15 protein-coding genes are annotated in these 19,678 nt (G+C 71.8%); 8 read left to right on the top strand and 7 right to left on the bottom strand.

Translation table 11 applies throughout. The features are described 5' to 3' along the window. Nucleotides 1-181: 181 nt before the first annotated feature. Genes OG245_RS26310 through OG245_RS26295 form a run of 4 tightly spaced genes read right to left on the bottom strand, consistent with a single transcriptional unit; the run spans nt 182 to nt 5,034 of the window. Nucleotides 182-832, bottom strand: coding sequence for an ATP/GTP-binding protein (locus tag OG245_RS26310; RefSeq protein ID WP_371625898.1), 651 nt, complete (start codon nt 830-832; stop codon nt 182-184). Next, nucleotides 813-1,229 carry a DUF742 domain-containing protein gene (locus OG245_RS26305; protein ID WP_371625897.1) on the bottom strand — a complete coding sequence of 139 codons (417 nt, stop codon included), beginning with the start codon at nt 1,227-1,229 and terminating at the stop codon, nt 813-815. The genes OG245_RS26310 and OG245_RS26305 overlap by 20 nt, the downstream gene beginning before the upstream one ends. Further along, entirely contained in the window at nt 1,226-1,705 is a 480-nt protein-coding gene (locus OG245_RS26300; RefSeq protein WP_371625896.1) for a roadblock/LC7 domain-containing protein, read from the bottom strand. Before OG245_RS26300 ends, OG245_RS26305 begins: the two co-directional genes overlap by 4 nt. After that, nucleotides 1,702-5,034, bottom strand: coding sequence for a nitrate- and nitrite sensing domain-containing protein (locus OG245_RS26295; protein ID WP_371627994.1), 3,333 nt, complete (start codon nt 5,032-5,034; stop codon nt 1,702-1,704). Before OG245_RS26295 ends, OG245_RS26300 begins: the two co-directional genes overlap by 4 nt. Nucleotides 5,035-5,397: 363 nt before the next feature. Between OG245_RS26295 and OG245_RS26290 the strand changes: the two genes are divergently transcribed. Further along, nucleotides 5,398-6,192: a hypothetical protein gene (locus OG245_RS26290; RefSeq protein WP_371625895.1), complete on the top strand. Its 795-nt coding sequence runs from the start codon at nt 5,398-5,400 to the stop codon at nt 6,190-6,192. 22 nt (nt 6,193-6,214) lie between these two features. On the opposite strand, the gene OG245_RS26285 is transcribed toward OG245_RS26290, so the two are convergent. After that, nucleotides 6,215-6,697 (bottom strand): MarR family winged helix-turn-helix transcriptional regulator, encoded by a 483-nt coding sequence (locus OG245_RS26285; RefSeq protein WP_371625894.1) that lies wholly within the window; start codon nt 6,695-6,697, stop codon nt 6,215-6,217. Nucleotides 6,698-6,956: 259 nt separating this feature from the next. On the opposite strand from OG245_RS26285, the gene OG245_RS26280 reads away from it, so the two are divergent. Both OG245_RS26280 and OG245_RS26275 read left to right on the top strand, forming a co-directional pair. Further along, nucleotides 6,957-7,820, top strand: a complete 864-nt coding sequence (locus OG245_RS26280; RefSeq protein WP_371625893.1) for a lysozyme — start codon at nt 6,957-6,959, stop codon at nt 7,818-7,820. A gap of 187 nt (nt 7,821-8,007) precedes the next feature. After that, entirely contained in the window at nt 8,008-8,760 is a 753-nt protein-coding gene (locus OG245_RS26275; protein ID WP_371627993.1) for a polysaccharide deacetylase family protein, read from the top strand. A 135-nt stretch (nt 8,761-8,895) separates the two neighbouring features. Here OG245_RS26275 and lon read toward each other — a convergent pair whose 3' ends face one another. After that, nucleotides 8,896-11,340, bottom strand: a complete 2,445-nt coding sequence (gene lon / locus OG245_RS26270) for an endopeptidase La (protein WP_371625892.1) — start codon at nt 11,338-11,340, stop codon at nt 8,896-8,898. Nucleotides 11,341-11,593: 253 nt separating this feature from the next. On the opposite strand from lon, the gene OG245_RS26265 reads away from it, so the two are divergent. The 5 genes from OG245_RS26265 to OG245_RS26245 all read left to right on the top strand — a co-directional run bounded on the left by OG245_RS26265 (nt 11,594) and on the right by OG245_RS26245 (nt 18,780). Beyond that, nucleotides 11,594-12,313: a spermidine synthase gene (locus tag OG245_RS26265; RefSeq protein WP_371627992.1), complete on the top strand. Its 720-nt coding sequence runs from the start codon at nt 11,594-11,596 to the stop codon at nt 12,311-12,313. Between the two features lie 233 nt (nt 12,314-12,546). After that, nucleotides 12,547-13,284, top strand: coding sequence for a response regulator transcription factor (locus OG245_RS26260; protein ID WP_267001914.1), 738 nt, complete (start codon nt 12,547-12,549; stop codon nt 13,282-13,284). Beyond that, on the top strand, nt 13,281-14,357 hold the full coding sequence (locus tag OG245_RS26255; RefSeq protein ID WP_371625891.1) for an ATP-binding protein: 1,077 nt from the start codon (nt 13,281-13,283) through the stop codon (nt 14,355-14,357). The genes OG245_RS26260 and OG245_RS26255 overlap by 4 nt, the downstream gene beginning before the upstream one ends. A 282-nt stretch (nt 14,358-14,639) precedes the next feature. After that, a complete protein-coding gene (locus OG245_RS26250) occupies nt 14,640-18,449 on the top strand; it encodes a multifunctional oxoglutarate decarboxylase/oxoglutarate dehydrogenase thiamine pyrophosphate-binding subunit/dihydrolipoyllysine-residue succinyltransferase subunit (protein ID WP_371625890.1) in 3,810 nt (1,269 codons plus the stop codon). 136 nt (nt 18,450-18,585) lie between these two features. Further along, the gene (locus tag OG245_RS26245; protein ID WP_175515220.1) at nt 18,586-18,780 is read left to right on the top strand and encodes a DUF6104 family protein; all 195 of its coding nucleotides are present in this window, start codon (nt 18,586-18,588) and stop codon (nt 18,778-18,780) included. A gap of 10 nt (nt 18,781-18,790) precedes the next feature. Here OG245_RS26245 and OG245_RS26240 read toward each other — a convergent pair whose 3' ends face one another. Continuing rightward, nucleotides 18,791-19,636 carry a hypothetical protein gene (locus tag OG245_RS26240; RefSeq protein ID WP_371625889.1) on the bottom strand — a complete coding sequence of 282 codons (846 nt, stop codon included), beginning with the start codon at nt 19,634-19,636 and terminating at the stop codon, nt 18,791-18,793. Nucleotides 19,637-19,678 lie beyond the last annotated feature (42 nt).

The raw sequence follows: 19,678 nt of genomic DNA, 5'->3' as shown, positions 1-19,678 counted from the left end.
GGGGACGCCCCGGCAGGGCCTAGGGTCTTTCGTTCGGATCAGGTCGGATCAGGGAGCGGGGTCCGGTGCGTGCGGCTGCAAGGCGGAGGAGGGAGTCACTGCGGAGCATGGGCGACTGACGACAACGCCGCAGGTGCGCGCACCGGACCCCGCGAGCCCGACATGATCCACACGAGAGGCCCTAGGCGGGGGTGGCGTCGAGAGCGTGGCCCACCAGGGCGAGCAGCGACTCGACGACCGTGATCCTGTTACGAGCGTCCATGATCACTATCGGGACCTGCGGGGGTACGGTCAGGGCCTCCCTGACGTCCTCCGCCTCGTAACCGGGCGTCCCCTCGAAGTGGTTGACGGCCACGATGTACGGCAGCCGGCAGCTCTCGAAGTAGTCGAGCGCGGGGAAGCAGTCCTCCAGCCGCCGGGTGTCGGCGAGGACGACCGCGCCGATCGCCCCGCGCACCAGGTCGTCCCACATGAACCAGAAGCGCTGCTGGCCCGGGGTCCCGAAGACGTACAGGACGAGGTCGTCCTCCAGCGTCAGCCGGCCGAAGTCCATGGCCACGGTGGTGGTGGTCTTCTCGGGCGTCGCGGAGAGGTCGTCGGTCTCCTCGCTGGCCTGGGTCATCAGCGCTTCGGTCTGGAGCGGTGTGATCTCGGAGACCGAGCCGACGAACGTCGTCTTGCCGACGCCGAATCCGCCCGCCACCACGATCTTGGTGGCGGTGGGCGCGCGGGTGTGGTCGAGCTGCCAGGCCTGGAGGGACTCCTCGGCCTGTTCCCGGGGCCCCGGCTGGCGCGGGGCGAAGAGCGGCGCCTCAGAGACGGCGGAGTCCATTGAGCACCCTTTCGAGCAGTGCGCGGTCGGGCTGGCCGGCGCCGTGGCCGGTTCCGTACACGCGGATCTTTCCCTGGTCGGCCAAGTCGCTGAGCAGCACCCGGACGACTCCGAGCGGCATCTTCAACAAGGCCGAGATCTCCGCGACCGTACGCATCCGGCAGCAGATTTCGACGATGGCCCGGAGCTCCGGCATGACCCGCGAGGCGAGGTTGCCGTTGGTGAGTTCGCGGCGCTCGTCGGGTGCTTCGAGGGCCGCGACGAACGTCTCGACCAGCAGGACGTGCCCGAACCGGGTGCGACCGCCGGTGAGGGAGTACGGGCGGACCCGGGCGGGGCGTTTCTCCGCCCCGCGGACGGGAAGCCGGGGGGCGGGTTCTGCGGCGGCGGTGGTCACAGGGCGCTCTCCATCGATGTGCGCAGCTCACTGCGGAGTTCGGGGGTGAGTACGTGTCCGGCCCGGCCGACGAAGAGGGCCATGTGGTAGGCGACGACGCTCATGTCGCAGTCCGGGGTGGCGTGGACGCCGAGGAGGGAGCCGTCGCTGATCGACATGACGAAGACGCTGCCCTCGTCCATGGCCACCATCGTCTGTTTGACGCCGCCCCCGTCCATCAGCTTGGCCGCTCCGACCGTCAGCGATCCGATGCCGGAGACGATCGTGGCCAGGTCGGCGCTGGATCCCCTGGGGCCGTCCGACGGTCCGGCGGCCTTCGGGCCGTGATGGCCGGGGTCGGAGGAGAGCAGCATCAGGCCGTCGGACGAGACGACGGTGACCGAGTGGACCCCTGGCACCTCCTCCACGAGATTGCTCAGCAACCAGTGAAGGTTCCGGGCTTCGTTACTCAGCCCGAATGTGCTGGGCGCAGTCAACTGCGTGCCTCCTCGACTGTGTCCCCCGTCTCATCGTTCCGACCGTCCGCCCGGCCGCCGGTCCCGGCGTTCCGTGCGGTCCCTGCGTTACGTGCGTCCTGTGCGGCGCCTGTGGCGTGCGCGATGGTGTTCTCGTGCCCCGTACGCCCGTCGGCTACGCCCCCGGAGTCGGCGACGGTGATGCCGCCGGTCCCGGCGATCTCCGCCTCGACGTCGCGCCGGCCCTCCTTCGCCGCCTGGTGGAAGCTGCCGAGCCGGCGGCGCAGGGCGTCCCGGTCGAGGCTGCCGGTGCGCCCGGGAGCGGGGGTCGCGTCGGGCCGGACCACCTTGGGGGTGCGCTTCGGCAGCCCCTTGTCCGTAATTCGTCCGGCCTCGGGGCGGCGGGGGCCGGGGACCGTTTCGGCGGGGGCCGCGGCCGCTTCGGCGTGGGGCGCGCGGAACGCGGGCCCGTCCGGGTCCTGGTCCCCCGGGCCGGTCTCGGCCGGGCGCTCGTGGCGGTCGGGGCCGATCGCGTACGGGTCGGCGGTGGCCGGGACGGCCGGGGTGCCGCCTGCCGCCGGGACGTCGGGGGCCGTGGGGGCCACCGGGTCGGCCGGGGCCGGGGGAGGCTTCGGGAGCCGGACCTGAAGGGTGATCTCGGAGTCCGACTCGGCTCCGGCCCCGGTGCCGGACTCGGCTCCGGACTCGGTCCCGGCCGCGGGTTCTGCTTCGGCACCGGCACCGGCGCCGGCGACTGCTTCGGTCCCGGTACCGGGTTCCGCGACCGGCTGCCGCGCGTCCTGGTCCTGCCGGCTCGCGTCCTGCTCCCGCCGCGGTACGACGATGGCTTCCGGGGCCTCGTCGAGCGCCGCGTTCCCGGCCGCCGTCTCCTGAATCGCGGTCTCCTCGGCCGCCGCGTTCTCGCGGATCGTCCGCTCGGCGGCGACGATCAGCGGGTCGACCGCGGGCAGGGGCTCGCCGGCCGCCTCGGGGGCGCTGTCCCCGTCGGGGGCGCTGTCCGCCCCGAGGTCCGAAGCGGCCTCGGGCTCCGGAGTCGGGGCCGGAGTCTGGGCCGGGGTCGGCTCCGCTTCGGCGGGCTCCCCGGGGCCGGCCGCCGCCGGGAGCGGGAGCGGTGAACGGCTGGGCAGAGCGTTGGAGTTCGCCTCCGCCACCGAGCCCGGCAGGTTGAGCGTGGGCGCTTCACCGGGCAGCTGCACGGCGGGCGGCGAGGAGGCGGGCAGGGAGTTGGGGAGCAGAGCGCTCGGCAGGACGACGACGGCCGTCACACCACTCCCCTTCTGCTCGCGCAGCTGGACCCGTACTCCGTGCCGGGCGGCCAGCAACGACGTGACCTGGAGACCCAGTCCGGCCCCGGTCATGTCGATGTGCCGCTCCCCCGGCTCGAACGAGGCCGGGTCGGCCAGCCTGGCATTGAGTTCGCCCATCCGGACCGTCGACATGCCGATGCCCGTGTCCGACACCGAGAGCATCACCTCGCCGCTCTCCAGCAGCCAGCCCGACAGCTCGACCTGGGAGTCGGGCGGCGAGAAGGAGGTCGCGTTCTCCAGGAGTTCGGCGAGGAGGTGGCTGAGGTCGTCGGCGGCGAACCCGGCGATCTGGGCGTGCGGCGGCAGGGACTGGATGGTGACCCGCTCGTACCGCTCGATCTCGCTGACGGCCGCGCGCGCCACGTCGACCAGCGGGATCGGCTCCGCGTGGCCGTGGCCGTGCTCCGCGCCCGCGAGGACCAGCATGTTCTCGCTGTGCCGGCGCATGACCGTGGCCATGTGGTCGAGCTTGAACAGGGTGGCCAGGCGCTCCGGGTCCTGCTCGCGCTCCTCCAGGCCCTCGATGACGCCGAGCTGCCGCTCGACCAGCCCGAGGGTGCGCAGCGAGAGGTTGACGAAGGTGTGGTTGACCGTGTTCCGCAGCTGTTCCAGCTGGGTGGCCAGCTCGGCGGCCTCCGACTGGAGCTCGGCCCGCTGGGCGACGAGGGTCTCGCGGCCGGCGATCAGCTTGGACCGCTCCTCGGTGAGGCTCCCGACGCGTCCGCCGAGGTCCTGGTGGAGGGTGGTGAGCCTGCCGTGCAGGGAGTTCATCGACCGGACGACCTGGGCGAACTCGTCGTTGCGGCCGGTGTAGCGGACCGGTTCGGCGCTCTCGGGGTCCTCGGCGAGGCGCGCGGCGCCGATGCGCAGGACGGCGAGCGGCTGGGTGAGGGTGCGGGCCACGGCGGTGGAGACGCCGACGGCGAGCAGGAAGCAGCCGCCCAGCAGGGCGATGCTCAGTTCGAGGGCGGTGACGTCGTCGTCGCGGATCCCCTCCAGGTGCTGGACCTGGCCGGTGGTCAGGGCCGACTCGACGCTGCGCATCCGGTCGACGCGGCCGGAGAGCGCGGCCTCCAGCTTCTTGGGGCTGGTCCCGCGCTCCGCCTTGGAGAGTTCGGGGCGGTCGGTGAGGCGGGTGAGGTACTTCTCCGCGTTGTTGACCTGGGATCCGGTGACGGTGGCGGAGAGCCTGTCCCGGGCCTCCGGGTCCGCCGCCTGGTCGAAGTCGGCCAGCGCGGCCTGCTCCCGGACGCGGGCCTGCTGGGCGGCGGCGCTCAGCTCGTCGCGTTCGCGGCCGACGCGGGTGTCGCCCTCGTCCTCGGTCGCCACGGGCAGCCCGGTGAAGGGGTCCGTCTGGCCGGTCGGCTCGGGGCTCGGCACGGCGAGCGCGGCGAGGAGCAGCCCGCGGGTGGCGGCGGCCTGTTCGGACGCGGCGCCGAGGGTGAGCGGGGCCCGGGTGGCGTCGGCGGCCCGCGGCGGGGTCTTCTCCGCCAGCTCGGCGGCGATGCCGTGCAGCTTGGCGATGACGTCGGAGTACGCCTGGTGCGCCTCCAGGGCGGAGCCCTTGCCGGTCAGCGCTTCACGGCGCAGGGAGGGAACCGTCGAGAGGTCGCGGCGCAGGGCCGCGGAGGCCGCCTCGTGGATCTCGTCGATCTGCTGGTCGACGCGGGTGGTGCGGGCGGTGCGGTTCTTCGCGCCGTCGCTGTCGTCGGCCTTCTCGTCCCGGCCGTCGGCGATGTACGCGGTGATGGCGTCGCGCTCGTCGGCGAGGGCGTGCCCGAGGGTGACCGCCTGCTGGTTCAGCTCGGCGAGGGTGACCAGCCGCTGGGACTCGGTCAGATCGGTGGAGGCGCCGAGCACGGCGGGGGCGCCCGCCGCTATGACGATGACGCCGACGACCGCGACACCGGCGACCAGTCGGCTGCGCACCCGCACGGTCCGCTTCTCCGCACCGGGCGCCGGAGGCGTCGCCCCGGAACCGTCGCGCGTCGTGCCCTTGCTCCGCGGCCGCTTCTTCTGCACCGGTGCTCGCAATCTTGACTCGTCCACCCTTGAAGCAGAGGTGACGCACGGTCACATGGAAGGGCGCCCCGCTCCTGGTACGGCTTCCGACCATTCCAGCGCTTTTGAGAGGGGGGCGCGCATCAACCGCTCCGCCACTCGAAGGAGTGAACATCACTCTTGAGTTGGCGAACAAGTCTCCCCCGGCGCGCCTCTGACCATGCGTGGACCACGGGGTGGAACTTCCGCGCAGCCTTTGGGAGGATGCCCGCCCGCATCGCTCCGGAGCCGCCCCTTCCGCCCCGTGCGCACGCGTTGACCTGCTGGTACAGGCCGTTTCCGGCCGCGTGCGGAGATGGTGAAGGGCTCGTGCAGACTGGCGGTATGCGCATCGAACTCGCCACCGCGCCCGGAAGCCCCGAACACCCCAACGAGGACTGGGCCTCCGGGGCCCTTCCCGCGTCCGGCCAGGGCGGTGTACTGGTCCTGCTGGACGGCGTCACCCCACCGCGGGGGGACGACGGTTGTGTGCACTCGGTGCCGTGGTTCACCGCGCGACTGGGCGGCGCACTGGTGGAACTGTCCGGTTCCCGCACCGACCTGACGCTGACCGAGGTCCTGGCCGAGGCCATCTCCCGTACAGCCGACACGCATCGAGCCACCTGTGACCTTTCTCACGTACGTACGCCTCAGGCAACCGTGGTGCTGGCCCGCTGGGACGAACGCGTGATCGAGCACCTGGTGCTCTCCGACTCGGCCCTGCTGCTGGAGTCCCTCGACGGCACGGTCCGGGCGGTCCTCGACGACCGGCTGGACCGACTGCCGCCGGGCTCGCTCGCCTCGAACGAGATCGCCGACGCCACGGTGCGCAACAAGGAGGGCGGCTTCTTCACCGCCGCCGCCGATCCGTCGGTGGCGGCGCGCGCGGTGACGGGCAGCACGCCGGCGGCCGGTGTCCGGGCCCTCGCCGCGCTCACGGACGGCGCGACCCGCTGGACGGAGGTGTTCGGCGAGGGCGACTGGGCGGATGCGCTGGAGCTGCTGCGGAAGGCGGGGCCGCAGGGCCTGATCGACCGGGTGCGGGAGCTGGAGGCCGCCGACGCGGAGGCCGGGCGCGTACGGCTGGGGCGGGGCAAGACGCACGACGACGCCACCGCGCTCCTGGTGGAGCTGGACTGAGCGCGACGGGCGGCCGGGCGGTTCAGCTCTCGGCGCGGGCGTTCAACTGGTGCAGGAGCCGGGCCAGCTCGGCGACCTCGGCCCGGTCCCAGTCGGCCAGCTTGCGCACGTAGCGCCCCCGGCGGGCGTCCCGGACGCTGCGGAAGCGGGCCAGGCCGTCGTCGGTGAGATGGACGAGCCAGGCCCGCCCGTCGGCCGGGTCGGGTTCGCGGGCCACCAGCCCGAGGTTCTCCAGGGAGCGCAGCTGGCGGCTCATGGTGGCCTTGCCGACGCCGAAGTAGGCGGCCAGCTCGGTGGCCCGCTGCCGGCCCGCCGCCTCCAGGCGGACGAGCAGGCCGTAGGCGGCGGGCTCCAGTTCGGGGTGGACCTCCCGGGCCATGTCGCCCGAGGTGGCGCGCGCCCGGCGCAGGAACACGGCCAGCTCGCGCTCCAGTGCCAGAAATTCGTGGTCCACACCACTTCCGCCCGTCGCGCCCGGCTCCGGCTCGCTGTCGTTCCCGCGCACGTCAGTACCCCTCGTACGTTTCCCGCCGATGAAAACTTCTTCCGCGACCGGTCGACGCCGCAGTTCGGCCAGTATTTCGCAGGAGTAGACCAACGGCGGCGGCCCGGCCCTCTTCCGCACCCGGGTCTACGTGCGTAGCGTCAACCGCGACAGGGGCTTATGACATGGACACACCATGTCACGGCCCCGGCGCATCTCCGCACCTCCGCACCCGCACCCCGCCCTTCCCGGCTCCCCACCCCACCCCGGAGGCACGCTCATGCCCGCGCACAGATCCGGCACGCCCAGGACGTCCCGCACGCCCGGCGGGTCCCGCCGTCGGCGCCTCGCCGCGGCGGGATCGCTCCTGGCCGCCCTCGCCCTCCTCCTGGCCCTGCCCGGCGCGGCCACCGCCGCCGCCCCCTCCGACGACGCCCCCGCCCGCGGCACCGCCCGGATGGGCCAGGGCGTCATCGAGCACGACGGACAGGGCGGCCTGCCGCGCGACTCCCGGGCGGCCCAGACCGAGGGCGTGGACGTCAGCAGCCACCAGGGCGACGTCGCCTGGGGGACGCTCTGGAACAGCGGTGTGAAGTGGGCCTACGTGAAGGCCACCGAGGGGACCTACTACAAGAACCCCTACTTCGCGCAGCAGTACAACGGCTCGTACAACGTCGGCATGATCCGCGGGGCTTACCACTTCGCCACCCCGAACACCACGAGCGGCGCCGTGCAGGCGAACTACTTCGTGGACAACGGGGGCGGCTGGTCGCGGGACGGAAGGACCCTGCCGGGCGTGCTCGACATCGAGTGGAATCCGTACGGCGCCCAGTGCTACGGGCTCAGCCAGGCGGTGATGGTCAACTGGATCCGCGACTTCACGAACACCTACCGGGCGCGCACCGGACGGGACGCGGTGATCTACACCGCGACCAGCTGGTGGAAGGACTGCACCGGCAACAACGCGGGCTTCGGCGCCACCAACCCGCTGTGGGTGGCCCGGTACAACACGACGGTCGGCGAACTGCCCGCCGGCTGGGGCTTCCACACGATGTGGCAGTACACCTCGACCGGCCCGACGGTCGGCGACCACAACCGCTTCAACGGCGCCCTCGACCGCGTACAGGCGCTGGCCAACGGCTGATCCGGCCGGCCCCGCACCGACCGACCGCTCGACCGGCCCCGGCGACCGCATCCCAGGTCACCGGGGCTGCTCGCTGCCCCGGCCCCCACTATGCACTCCATGTATACGCACTATGTATAGTCCTCGACGTGCCGCACACCTGTGCGGAATTTCCCGCACAGAGGAGTGATGTGTCGTGCCCAGAAAGATGCCGTCGTCCAAGGTGGGGTTGACCGCGGCGCTGGTGACGGCGCTCACACTGGCGGTGAGCGGCTGCTCGATGGACACCACCGCGCCGGGCTCGGCACGCGGGGAGGCGGCCTCCGACGCCAAGGGCTCGTTCGGGCCGGTCGACTGCCGCGAGGCCAAGTGCATCGCCCTGACCTTCGACGCGGGTCCGGGCAAGGACACGCCGAGGCTGCTGGACATCCTGAAGGAGAAGAAGGTGCACGCCACCTTCTTCCTGCTGGGCAAGCACCACGTCATCAAGTACCCCGATGTGGTGCAGCGCATCGAGGACGAGGGCCACGAGGTCGCCAACCACACCTGGACGCACAAGGTGCTGACCGACCGGAAGCCGGACGAGATACGCGCCGAGCTGGAGAAGACGCAGCTGGCCATCGAGAAGATCACCGGCAAGAAGCCCCGGCTGATGCGCCCGCCGCAGGGCCGCACCGACGACACGGTCTCGGACATCAGCAGGGACCTGGGGCTCTCCCAGGTGCTGTGGAGCGCCACCGCCAAGGACTACTCGACGAACGACTCCGCGCTGATCGAGAAGCGGATCCTGGACCAGGCGGGCAAGGACGGCATCATCCTGCTGCACGACATCTACAAGGGCACCGTCCCCGCCGTGCCCGGGATCATCGACGCGCTCCAGAAGGACGGCTACACCTTCGTGACCGTCCCCGAGCTGATGGCCCCGGCCGTGCCGGAGCCGGGCACGATCTACCGCCCCTGACCGCCGAGGACCACCCTCGACCGGTCCGGCACGGCACGCGGAACGGCCCGCCCCCGTCGACTCGGGGAGCGGGCCGTCCAGGAGCCGTTCGGGACAGACCGTTGCGTACGGCCGTTGCGTACGGCCGTTCCGCCGTCAGGCCGCGGCGGGCATCCTCTCCTCGGTCCTGGGCCCGGTCCTGGCCACGGGGGCGGCCGAAGCCGGGGCGAGGGCGATCTCCAGCACCTGGCGGACGTCGGCGACCGGGTGGACGTCCAGCTTCTCCAGCACCTCGGCCGGGACGTCGTCCAGGTCGGCCTCGTTGCGCTGGGGGATCACCACGGTGGTGATGCCCGCCCGGTGGGCGGCCAGCAGCTTCTGCTTGAGGCCGCCGATCGGCAGCACCCGTCCGGTCAGCGACACCTCACCGGTCATCGCCACATCCGTACGGACGAGGCGTCCGGAGAGCAGCGAGGCCAGCGCGGTCGTCAGCGTGATGCCGGCGCTCGGGCCGTCCTTGGGGATGCCGCCCGCCGGGAAGTGGATGTGCACGCCCCGGTCCTTGAGGTCCGCGACCGGCAGCTCCAGCTCCGCGCCGTGCGACCGCAGGAAGCTCAGCGCGATCTGCGCCGACTCCTTCATGACGTCCCCGAGCTGGCCGGTGAGGGTCAGCCCGGAGGCCCCGGTCTCCGGGTCGGCGAGCGACGCCTCGACGAAGAGGACGTCACCGCCCGCCCCGGTCACGGCGAGCCCGGTGGCCACGCCCGGCACCGCGGTGCGGCGCCCGGCCGGGTCCTGGGCGGACTCGGGCACGTGGTGCGGGCGGCCGATGAGGCCGCGCAGATCCGCGTCGGTCACCGCGAACGGCAGCTCGCGGTCGCCCAGTTCGTGCTGGGCGGCGACCTTGCGGAGCAGCCGCGCCACGGCCCGCTCCAGATTCCGTACGCCCGCCTCGCGGGTGTACTCGCCGGCCAGCTTGCGCAGCGCCGACTCCTCCAGGGTCACCTCGTCCTTCTCCAGTCCGGCCCGCTCCAGCTGGCGCGGGAGCAGGTGGTCCCGGGCGATGACGACCTTCTCGTCCTCGGTGTAGCCGTCGAGGCGGACCAGCTCCATGCGGTCGAGCAGGGCCTCCGGGATGGCGTCGAGCACGTTGGCGGTGGCGAGGAAGACCACGTCGCTGAGGTCGAGCTCGACCTCCAGGTAGTGGTCGCGGAAGGTGTGGTTCTGCGCCGGGTCGAGGACTTCGAGGAGGGCGGCGGCCGGGTCGCCCCGGAAGTCGGAGCCGACCTTGTCGATCTCGTCGAGCAGGACGACCGGGTTCATCGAACCGGCCTCCTTGATGGCCCGCACGATACGGCCGGGGAGCGCGCCCACATACGTACGCCGGTGGCCGCGGATCTCCGCCTCGTCCCGGACGCCGCCGAGCGCGACACGGACGAACTCGCGGCCCATGGCGTGCGCGACGGACTCGCCGAGGGAGGTCTTGCCGACGCCGGGCGGGCCGACGAGGGCGAGCACGGCGCCGCCGCGACGCCCGCCGACAACTCCCAGCCCCCGGTCGGCACGGCGCTTGCGCACCGCGAGGTACTCGGTGATGCGTTCCTTCACGTCGGCGAGTCCGGCGTGCTCGGCGTCCAGGATCTCCCGGGCGCCGCGGATGTCGTAGGCGTCCTCGGTCCGCTCGGTCCAGGGCAGTTCGAGGACGGTGTCCAGCCAGGTGCGGATCCAGGAGCCCTCGGGCGACTGGTCGCTGGACCGCTCCAGCTTCTCGACCTCCTTGAGCGCGGCCTCGCGGACGTGCTCGGGAAGGTCGGCGGCCTCGACGCGGGCCCGGTAGTCGTCGGACGCGTCGTCCGGGTCGCCGTTGAGCTCGGAGAGCTCCTTGCGCACGGCGTCCAGCTGGCGGCGCAGCAGGAACTCGCGCTGCTGCTTGTCGACGCCGTCCTGGACGTCCTTGGCGATGGATTCGGCCACATCCTGCTCGGCGAGGTGCTCGCTCAGCCACTGGATGGCGAGCTTCAGCCGGGCGATCGGGTCCACGGTCTCCAGGAGCCGGACCTTCTGGGCGGTGGTGAGGAACGGCGAGTATCCGGAGTTGTCGGCGAGCGCGGAGACGTCGTCGATCTGCTGGACCCGGTCCACGACCTGCCAGGCGCCGCGCTTCTTCAGCCAGCTGGTGGCGAGTGCCTTGTACTCCTTGACCAGCTCGGCGGCGGATCCGGGCAGGGGGTCGGGGGCGGCGGTCCCGATCACGGTCCCCTCGACCCACAGCGCCCGGCCGGGCCCGTTGGTCCCGGCGCCGATGCGGACCCGGTCGCGGGCCCGGATGAGCGCGCCCGGGTCGCCGTCCGACAGGCGTCCGACCTGCTCGACGGTGCCGAGGACACCGGTCCCCGTGTACGTGCCGTCGATCCGCGGGACCAGCAGCACCTGGGGCTTGCCACCGCCGGGACGGACGGCGGCCTGCGCGGCCTCGACGGCGGCGCGCACCTCGGCGTCGGACAGGTCGAGCGGCACGACCATGCCGGGCAGGACGACCTCGTCGTCGAGCGGCAGCACGGGCAGGTCGATCGGTGTGAACGCCTCGGACTCGTTAGTCATGATCTCCCCTTCGGCAGGCAAGTTGAGCTATGTCGACTCAATGCTCCTGAGCCGCCGAATGTTCCCCACCGCCTGTTCGCTCTGAGCGATCAGCCGCTTTCCCCCGGTCCGCCCCCCGGGGAGCACCGCGGGACGGGCCGTTGTTCCCCGCCCCCCGGAAGAGGGAACTCGCTGGCCTTCACCCCCGGCGCGGGACAGGATGACGGAACCCCACCGCCACGACCGGAGACCGGAGAGCCACCCGATGCCCGCGATGCACCCGCTGCGTGCGATGCCCGCCCCCGACCCGATGCCGGCATGCTCCGCCGACACCCCCGTCGTCCTCGACCGCCGCGAGGGCCCCTTCGGCGAAGTCGTGCTGCGGGAGCGCGGGGAACACTTCGAGATCATCGCCAACGGCTGCTTCCTGATGGACACCTCCGACGGGCGCTCCGAGCGGCTGCTGATCGACGCCGCGCTGGCCGCCCTGCCCGCCGGACGGACCGGCCCCTCGGTGCTGATCGGCGGGCTGGGCGTCGGGTTCTCGCTGGTGCGGGCCGCCGAGGAGGGCCGCTGGGGGCGGATCGTGGTCGTGGAGCGGGAGCAGGCGATCGTGGACTGGCACCTGGCCGGGCCGCTGGACCGGATCACCGGGCCGGCGCTGGCCGACCCCCGGACCGGGATCCTGCACACGGATCTCGTCGCCCACCTCCGTACCGCCACGGAGCGTTACGACGCGCTGTGCCTGGACATCGACAACGGGCCGGACTGGACCGTCACGGAGGACAACGGAAGCCTCTACTCCCCCGCCGGCCTGGCGCACTGCCACGACCGGCTGACCCCGGGCGGAGTGCTCGCCGTCTGGTCCGCGCAGCCGTCGCCGGCCTTCGAACAGGCGTTGCGGAATGCCGGGTTCAGTGAGGTAAGGACGGAAGAGGTGGCCGTTGCCCGAGGTGTGCCCGACGTGGTCCATCTCGCACGCCGGGCGGTGTGAACCCCCTCCCGGTACACGCGGACCGGCGGCGGCACGGGCCAACCGGCACAAGGCCGACGATCCGGCCACCCGGTCGGGGCGGACGCGCACCTCCGGGGCAACACCCTGCGTAGCCGGGAGCCCTCCGCTGCCTTTACGCTGCTGACCGGCACACAGGATCACCCACGAAATCCACGAGCGAGAACCGTGCCTCCGGGGGAATGGCCCTCGCGAGAACGGGCAGGGGCGGGGCGATGGAACAGACACACACCACCCACAACGGCGTCGCGGCCACCCCGGGGGCTCAGCGCCGGGTGCTGGTGGTCGAGGACGACGCCACGATCGTCGACGCCATTTCCGCGCGACTGCGGGCGGAGGGCTTCCTCGTGCAGACCGCGCTGGACGGTCCCGCGGCCGTGGACGCGGCCGAGGCCTGGCAGCCCGACCTGATGGTGCTCGACATCATGCTCCCCGGCTTCGACGGGCTGGAGGTCTGCCGCCGGGTGCAGGCGACGCGTCCGGTACCGGTGCTGATGCTCACCGCACGCGACGACGAGACCGACATGCTGGTCGGGCTCGGGGTCGGCGCCGACGACTACATGACCAAGCCGTTCTCCATGCGGGAGCTGGCCGCCCGGGTGCACGTGCTGCTGCGCCGGGTGGAGCGCGCCGCGCTCGCCGCCGTCACCCCGCGCAGCGGGATACTGCGTCTGGGTGAGCTGGAGATCGACCACGCGCAGCGCCGGGTCCGGGTGCGCGCCGAGGACGTCCACCTCACGCCGACCGAGTTCGACCTGCTGGTCTGCCTCGCCAACACCCCGCGCGCGGTGCTCTCCCGGGAGCAGCTGCTGGCCGAGGTGTGGGACTGGGCGGACGCCTCGGGCACCCGCACGGTCGACAGCCACATCAAGGCGCTGCGCCGGAAGATCGGCGCGGAGCGGATCCGTACGGTGCACGGCGTGGGCTACGCCCTGGAGACTCCCGCGCCATGACGCGGCCAGGGTCCGGACTGCGGCCCTTCTCGATCAAGGCCAAGCTCGGCACGCTCGTCGTGGTCTCGGTGTTCATCACCACGGGGCTGCTGATCGTCGCGTTGCGGACCCGTACGGAGTTCCGCTTCATCACGGTGTTCTCGGTGATCGCCACGCTGCTGATCACCCAGTTCGTGGCACACGGTCTGACCGCGCCGCTGGACGAGATGAGAGCGGTGGCCCGGTCCATCTCGCACGGCGACTACACCCGCCGGGTGAGCGGCGCCGGGCGGCGGGACGAGCTGGGGGACCTGGCGCAGACGATCAACCGCATGGCGGACGATCTGGAGGCGGAGGACCGGCATCGCAAAGAGCTGGTCGCCAATGTCAGCCATGAGCTGCGCACCCCCATCGCGGCGCTCAGAGCCGTGCTGGAGAACGTGGTGGACGGGGTGTCCGCCGCCGATCCGGAGACGATGCGCACGGCGCTGAAGCAGACGGAGCGGCTCGGCCGGCTGGTCGAGACGCTGCTGGACCTGTCGCGGCTGGACAACGGGGTGGTGGCGCTCAAGGCCCGCCGTTTCGAGGTCTGGCCGTATCTGTCGGGCGTACTGAAAGAGGCCAACCTCGCCGCCTCCCACCGACGCCTGTCCTCGGGTTCGGGCAATCACTCCCGTACGGACGTCCACCTGCATCTGGACGTCTCGCCGCCGGAGCTCACCGCGCACGCGGACGCGGAGCGGCTGCACCAGGTGGTCGCCAACCTCATCGACAACGCGGTCAAGCACAGCCCGCCGCACGGCCGGGTGACGGTGCTCGCGCGGCGCGGGGACCGTCCCGAGTCGCTGGAGCTGGAGGTCGTGGACGAGGGGCCCGGCATCCCGGAGGCGGAGCGCCACCGGGTGTTCGAGCGCTTCAACCGGGGCCAGGCGCCCTCCCCGCACGGTCCGGGAAGCGACGGCGGCACGGGACTGGGGCTGGCCATCGCCCGCTGGGCGGTCGATCTGCACGGCGGCCGGATCGGAGTGGCCGAATCCGCGAAGGGCTGCCGCATCCAGGTCACCCTCCCGGGAATCCCCGAGCCGCGCGGTTGACGGCACGCTTGACATAGGGTCGAACCGGAAGGGCACGTTCTCCCGTGTCCTACCAGCACGGGACCTCACAGGCATACGGTCGGATGACCGTATCCTCGGTCCCGCGTACCCGAAGTGCAGTGGAACCTCGCTTGTTTCCCGCCATTTCCTGCGCCGAAACCCGCCTTCTGATGTGATGTGCACGACGAAGCACCGGCCCGGCCTGCAAGGAACGGTTCGGGGGGCGTAGCCTTGATTTCCGCTGTCCATCACCTTGTGAAGCGGAAGAGGGCGGTTGCCGCCGTGTCGTCTCAGTCCCCCAGTAACTCGAGCATCTCGACCGACCAAGCCAGCCCGGGTACGAACCCGGCCGCTGCGTTCGGCGCCAATGAATGGCTCGTCGACGAGATCTACCAGCAGTACCTCCAGGATCCCAGTTCGGTCGATCGCGCCTGGTGGGACTTCTTCGCCGACTACAAGCCGGGTGCCTCCGGCACGGCGGACAAGCCCGTTCCCGGCGTCGCACCGGTGACCGAGGCGCCCGCCGCCCCGGCCGCGCCCGCCCCGGCAGCCGCTCCGGCTCCGGCGAAGGCCGCGCCCGCGCCCGCTCCGGCGGCTCCCGCGGCTCCCGCGCAGCCGGCCCCCGCCAAGGCCGCCCCGGCCCCGGCCCCGGCGAAGCCCGCGGCGGCGAAGCCCGCCGCCGCGCCCGCCAAGGCCAAGGCGGACGATTCCACCGAGGCTCCGGCCGGCCCGGAGTACGTGACGCTGCGCGGCCCCTCGGCCGCCGTCGCGAAGAACATGAACGCCTCGCTGGAGCTGCCGACGGCCACCTCCGTCCGCGCGGTCCCGGTGAAGCTGCTCTTCGACAACCGCATCGTCATCAACAACCACCTCAAGCGCGCCCGCGGCGGGAAGATCTCCTTCACGCACCTCATCGGGTACGCGATGGTGCAGGCCCTCAAGGCCATGCCGTCGATGAACTACTCCTTCGCCACGAAGGACGGCAAGCCGACCCTGGTCAAGCCGGAGCACATCAACCTGGGTCTGGCCATCGACCTGGTGAAGCAGAACGGCGACCGCCAGCTGGTCGTCGCGGCCATCAAGAAGGCCGAGACGCTCAACTTCTTCGAGTTCTGGCAGGCGTACGAGGACATCGTCCGGCGCGCCCGCATCGGCAAGCTCGGCATGGACGACTTCTCCGGCGTCACCGCCTCGCTGACCAACCCCGGCGGCATCGGCACCGTCCACTCGGTGCCCCGCCTGATGCCCGGTCAGGGCCTCATCATGGGCGTCGGCGCGATGGACTACCCGGCGGAGTTCCAGGGCACGTCGCAGGACACCCTGAACAAGCTCGGCATCTCGAAGGTCATGACGCTCACGTCGACCTACGACCACCGGGTCATCCAGGGCGCCGCCTCCGGCGAGTTCCTGCGGGTGCTGTCCCAGCTGCTGCTCGGCGAGAACGAGTTCTACGACGAGATCTTCAAGGCGCTGCGGATCCCCTACGAGCCGGTCCGCTGGCTCAAGGACATCGACGCCTCGCACGACGACGACGTCACCAAGGCCGCGCGGGTCTTCGAGCTGATCCACTCCTACCGGGTCCGCGGCCACGTCATGGCCGACACCGACCCGCTGGAGTACCACCAGCGCAAGCACCCCGACCTGGACATCACCGAGCACGGCCTCACCCTGTGGGACCTGGAGCGGGACTTCGCGGTCGGCGGGTTCGCCGGCAAGACGATGATGAAGCTCCGCGACATCCTCGGCGTGCTGCGTGAGTCGTACTGCCGCACCACCGGCATCGAGTTCATGCACATCCAGGACCCGAGTCAGCGCAAGTGGCTCCAGGACCGCGTCGAGCGCGCGCGTCCGAAGCCCGAGCGCGAGGAGCAGCTGCGCATCCTGCGCCGACTGAACGCGGCCGAGGCGTTCGAGACGTTCCTTCAGACGAAGTACGTCGGCCAGAAGCGGTTCTCGCTGGAGGGCGGCGAGTCCGTCATCCCGCTGCTCGACGCGGTCATCGACTCCGCCGCCGAGGCCCGCCTCGACGAGGTCGTCATCGGCATGGCCCACCGCGGCCGGCTGAACGTGCTGGCGAACATCGTCGGCAAGTCGTACGCGCAGATCTTCCGCGAGTTCGAGGGCAATCTCGACCCGCGCTCGATGCACGGCTCCGGCGACGTCAAGTACCACCTGGGCGCCGAGGGCACCTTCACCGGTCTGGACGGCGAGCAGATCAAGGTCTCGCTGGCCGCCAACCCCTCGCACCTGGAGGCGGTGGACCCGGTCCTGGAGGGCATCGCCCGCGCCAAGCAGGACATCATCAACAAGGGCGGCACGGACTTCACGGTCCTGCCCGTCGCGCTCCACGGCGACGCGGCCTTCGCGGGCCAGGGCGTCGTCGCCGAGACGCTCAACATGTCGCAGCTGCGCGGCTACCGCACCGGTGGCACCGTGCACGTGGTGATCAACAACCAGGTCGGCTTCACCGCCGCCCCGGAGTCCTCGCGCTCCTCGATGTACGCCACGGACGTGGCGCGCATGATCGAGGCGCCGATCATCCACGTCAACGGCGACGACCCGGAGGCCGTGGTCCGCGTCGCGCGGCTCGCCTTCGAGTTCCGGCAGGCGTTCAACAAGGACGTCGTGATCGACCTCATCTGCTACCGGCGCCGCGGTCACAACGAGACCGACAACCCGGAGTTCACCAACCCGCAGATGTACACGCTGGTCGACAAGAAGCGCTCGGTGCGCAAGCTGTACACCGAGTCCCTCATCGGTCGCGGCGACATCACGCTGGAAGAGGCGGAGCAGGCGCTCCAGGACTTCCAGGGCCAGCTGGAGAAGGTGTTCGCGGAGGTCCGCGAGGCCACCTCGCAGCCCGCCGCCCCGCACGTCCCGGAGCCGCAGGCCGCGTTCCCGGTGACCGTGGAGACGGCCGTCTCCGCCGAGGTCGTCAAGCGGATCGCCGAGTCGCAGGTCAACATCCCCGACTCGATCACCGTCCACCCCCGCCTGATGCCGCAGATGCAGCGTCGCGCGGCCTCGGTGGACAACGCCACGATCGACTGGGGCATGGGCGAGACGCTGGCCATCGGTTCGCTGCTGATGGAGGGCACCCCGGTCCGGCTCGCCGGCCAGGACACCCGCCGCGGCACGTTCGGCCAGCGCCACGCGGTCCTGGTCGACCAGGTCACCGGCGAGGACTACACCCCGCTGCTGTACCTGGCCGAGGACCAGGCCCGGTACAACGTCTACGACTCGCTGCTCTCGGAGTACGCGGCGATGGGCTTCGAGTACGGCTACTCGCTGGCCCGTCCGGAGTCGCTGGTCATCTGGGAGGCCCAGTTCGGTGACTTCGTCAACGGCGCGCAGACCGTCGTGGACGAGTTCATCTCCTCGGCCGAGCAGAAGTGGGGCCAGACCTCCGGCGTCACGCTGCTGCTGCCGCACGGCTACGAGGGCCAGGGCCCGGACCACAGCTCCGCACGCCCCGAGCGCTTCCTCCAGATGTGCGCGCAGGACAACATGACGGTCGCGATGCCGACCCTGCCGTCGAACTACTTCCACCTGCTGCGCTGGCAGGTGCACAACCCGCACCACAAGCCGCTGATCGTCTTCACCCCGAAGTCGATGCTGCGTCTGAAGGCCGCGGCCTCGTCCATCGAGGAGTTCACCACCGGCGGCTTCCGCCCGGTGATCGGCGACGCGTCGGTCAAGCCCGAGAACGTCCGCAAGGTCGTCTTCTGCGCGGGCAAGCTGTACTACGACCTGGACGCCGAGCGGGAGAAGCGCGGCGACACGGAGACCGCGATCATCCGGCTGGAGCGCCTGTACCCGCTGCCGGGTGCGGAGATCCAGGCCGAGATCGCCAAGTACCCGAACGCCGAGAAGTACCTGTGGGCCCAGGAGGAGCCGGCGAACCAGGGTGCCTGGCCGTTCATCGCGCTCAACCTGATCGACCACCTGGACCTCGGCGTCGGCGCGGACCTCCCGGCCCGCGAGCGCCTGCGCCGCATCTCGCGGCCGCACGGCTCGTCGCCGGCGGTCGGCTCGGCCAAGCGTCACCAGGCGGAGCAGACGCAGCTGGTCGACGAGGTCTTCGAGGCCTAGGACCCCGTCGGCAGCCGTACGGGCTGTTCCTCCGTCACAGGGACCCGGTTCCGCGTTCGTCGCGGGGCCGGGTCCCTGTGACGTATCCGGCGTTCCGGCGTTCCGGCGGGCGTCGGGGCCTCGATATCCTGTGCGCATGTACTTCACGGACCGTGGCATCGAGGAACTGGAGAAGCGGCGCGGCGAGGAGGAGGTCACCTTCGAGTGGCTCGCCGAGCAGCTGCGGACCTTCGTCGATCTCAACCCCGACTTCGAGGTGCCGGTCGAGCGCCTCGCCACCTGGCTGGCCCGGCTGGACGACGAGGACGACGAGGACGACGAGGACGCGTGACCCGCCCCTTCTAGGGGGCTTCCGCGCCCGCCCTGGCCCGCTCGTACGCGAGCCCCAGCGCGCCCTGCGCCAGCAGCACCGCACCGGCCGCCGCCCAGCCGCCGCTGCGGCGGCGGGCGCCCCACAGCAGGAGCGGGAGCCCGGCCGCGAGCTGGACGGCGGCGACGGCACGGGCGCGGGGGCCGCGGACCCACGGGCCGATCCTGCTGCTCTCGACCGCGTCCAGTTCGACGCGTACGGCATCGCGCCAGCCCGCCCACTCGACGCGTTCCACCCCGCGCTGCACCGCCGCGACGCTGCGCAGCCGGTCCGCGCTCTCGCCCGGTGAGAGCCCGGCCGGCAGGGTCAGCCCGGTGCGGGTGAGAACGGCGAGCAGTCCGCGCAGCCGGGCTTCCGCACTTCCCTCGGGATCGGGGCGGGTCAGCTCCTCCAGCGCCTGTACGTCCAGCACCGGGTCGAGGCCGAGCCGGACCGCGAAGGTGCGCATGGCCTCGTCCTCGCCCACCGGGGTGCCGTCGGTCAGCCAGACGTAACCCACGGGCCTGCGGAATCCGGCGGCGAGGGTGAATCCGGCCCGGTCGGCGTCCCACCACAGGGCGAGCACCGGCCAGGTGGAGCCGACGGCGAGCGCGGTGGCCCAGCCGCCGAGGACCCGGTCCACCGGCTCGGCGTCCTGCTCCTCCGCGTCCCTCCGGGCGCCATCACCCCGCCAGGGCTTCCCCTCCGGGACGAGCACGCTCCACTCCTCGCCCGCGCGGGCCAGCAGCATCTGCTCGCGCAGCAGGTGGGCGAGCGGCCGTACGGTCTCGGGGTCGGCCCGGCACAGCAGGAGGGCCCCGGTGGATGTCGCGTTCATGGATCACACGCTAGGGCAATTTGCCCAGATTTCCGGCTGTTG

The organism is Streptomyces sp. NBC_01116, from assembly GCF_041435495.1.
Classification (GTDB): domain Bacteria; phylum Actinomycetota; class Actinomycetes; order Streptomycetales; family Streptomycetaceae; genus Streptomyces.
The sequence above is the reverse complement of the archived record's forward strand: the minus strand, read 5'-3'. Positions and strand labels throughout refer to the sequence as shown.

What these genes read in the sequence shown, in the direction of transcription:
- OG245_RS26310 (WP_371625898.1), bottom strand. Translation starts at nt 832, where the DNA reads ATGGACTCCGCCGTCTCTGAGGCGCCGCTCTTCGCCCCGCGCCAGCCG.
- OG245_RS26290 (WP_371625895.1), top strand. Translation starts at nt 5,398, where the DNA reads ATGCGCATCGAACTCGCCACCGCGCCCGGAAGCCCCGAACACCCCAAC.
- OG245_RS26280 (WP_371625893.1), top strand. Translation starts at nt 6,957, where the DNA reads ATGCCCGCGCACAGATCCGGCACGCCCAGGACGTCCCGCACGCCCGGC.
- OG245_RS26275 (WP_371627993.1), top strand. Translation starts at nt 8,008, where the DNA reads ATGCCGTCGTCCAAGGTGGGGTTGACCGCGGCGCTGGTGACGGCGCTC.
- lon (WP_371625892.1), bottom strand. Translation starts at nt 11,340, where the DNA reads ATGACTAACGAGTCCGAGGCGTTCACACCGATCGACCTGCCCGTGCTG.
- OG245_RS26265 (WP_371627992.1), top strand. Translation starts at nt 11,594, where the DNA reads ATGCACCCGCTGCGTGCGATGCCCGCCCCCGACCCGATGCCGGCATGC.
- OG245_RS26260 (WP_267001914.1), top strand. Translation starts at nt 12,547, where the DNA reads ATGGAACAGACACACACCACCCACAACGGCGTCGCGGCCACCCCGGGG.
- OG245_RS26255 (WP_371625891.1), top strand. Translation starts at nt 13,281, where the DNA reads ATGACGCGGCCAGGGTCCGGACTGCGGCCCTTCTCGATCAAGGCCAAG.
- OG245_RS26245 (WP_175515220.1), top strand. Translation starts at nt 18,586, where the DNA reads ATGTACTTCACGGACCGTGGCATCGAGGAACTGGAGAAGCGGCGCGGC.
- OG245_RS26240 (WP_371625889.1), bottom strand. Translation starts at nt 19,636, where the DNA reads ATGAACGCGACATCCACCGGGGCCCTCCTGCTGTGCCGGGCCGACCCC.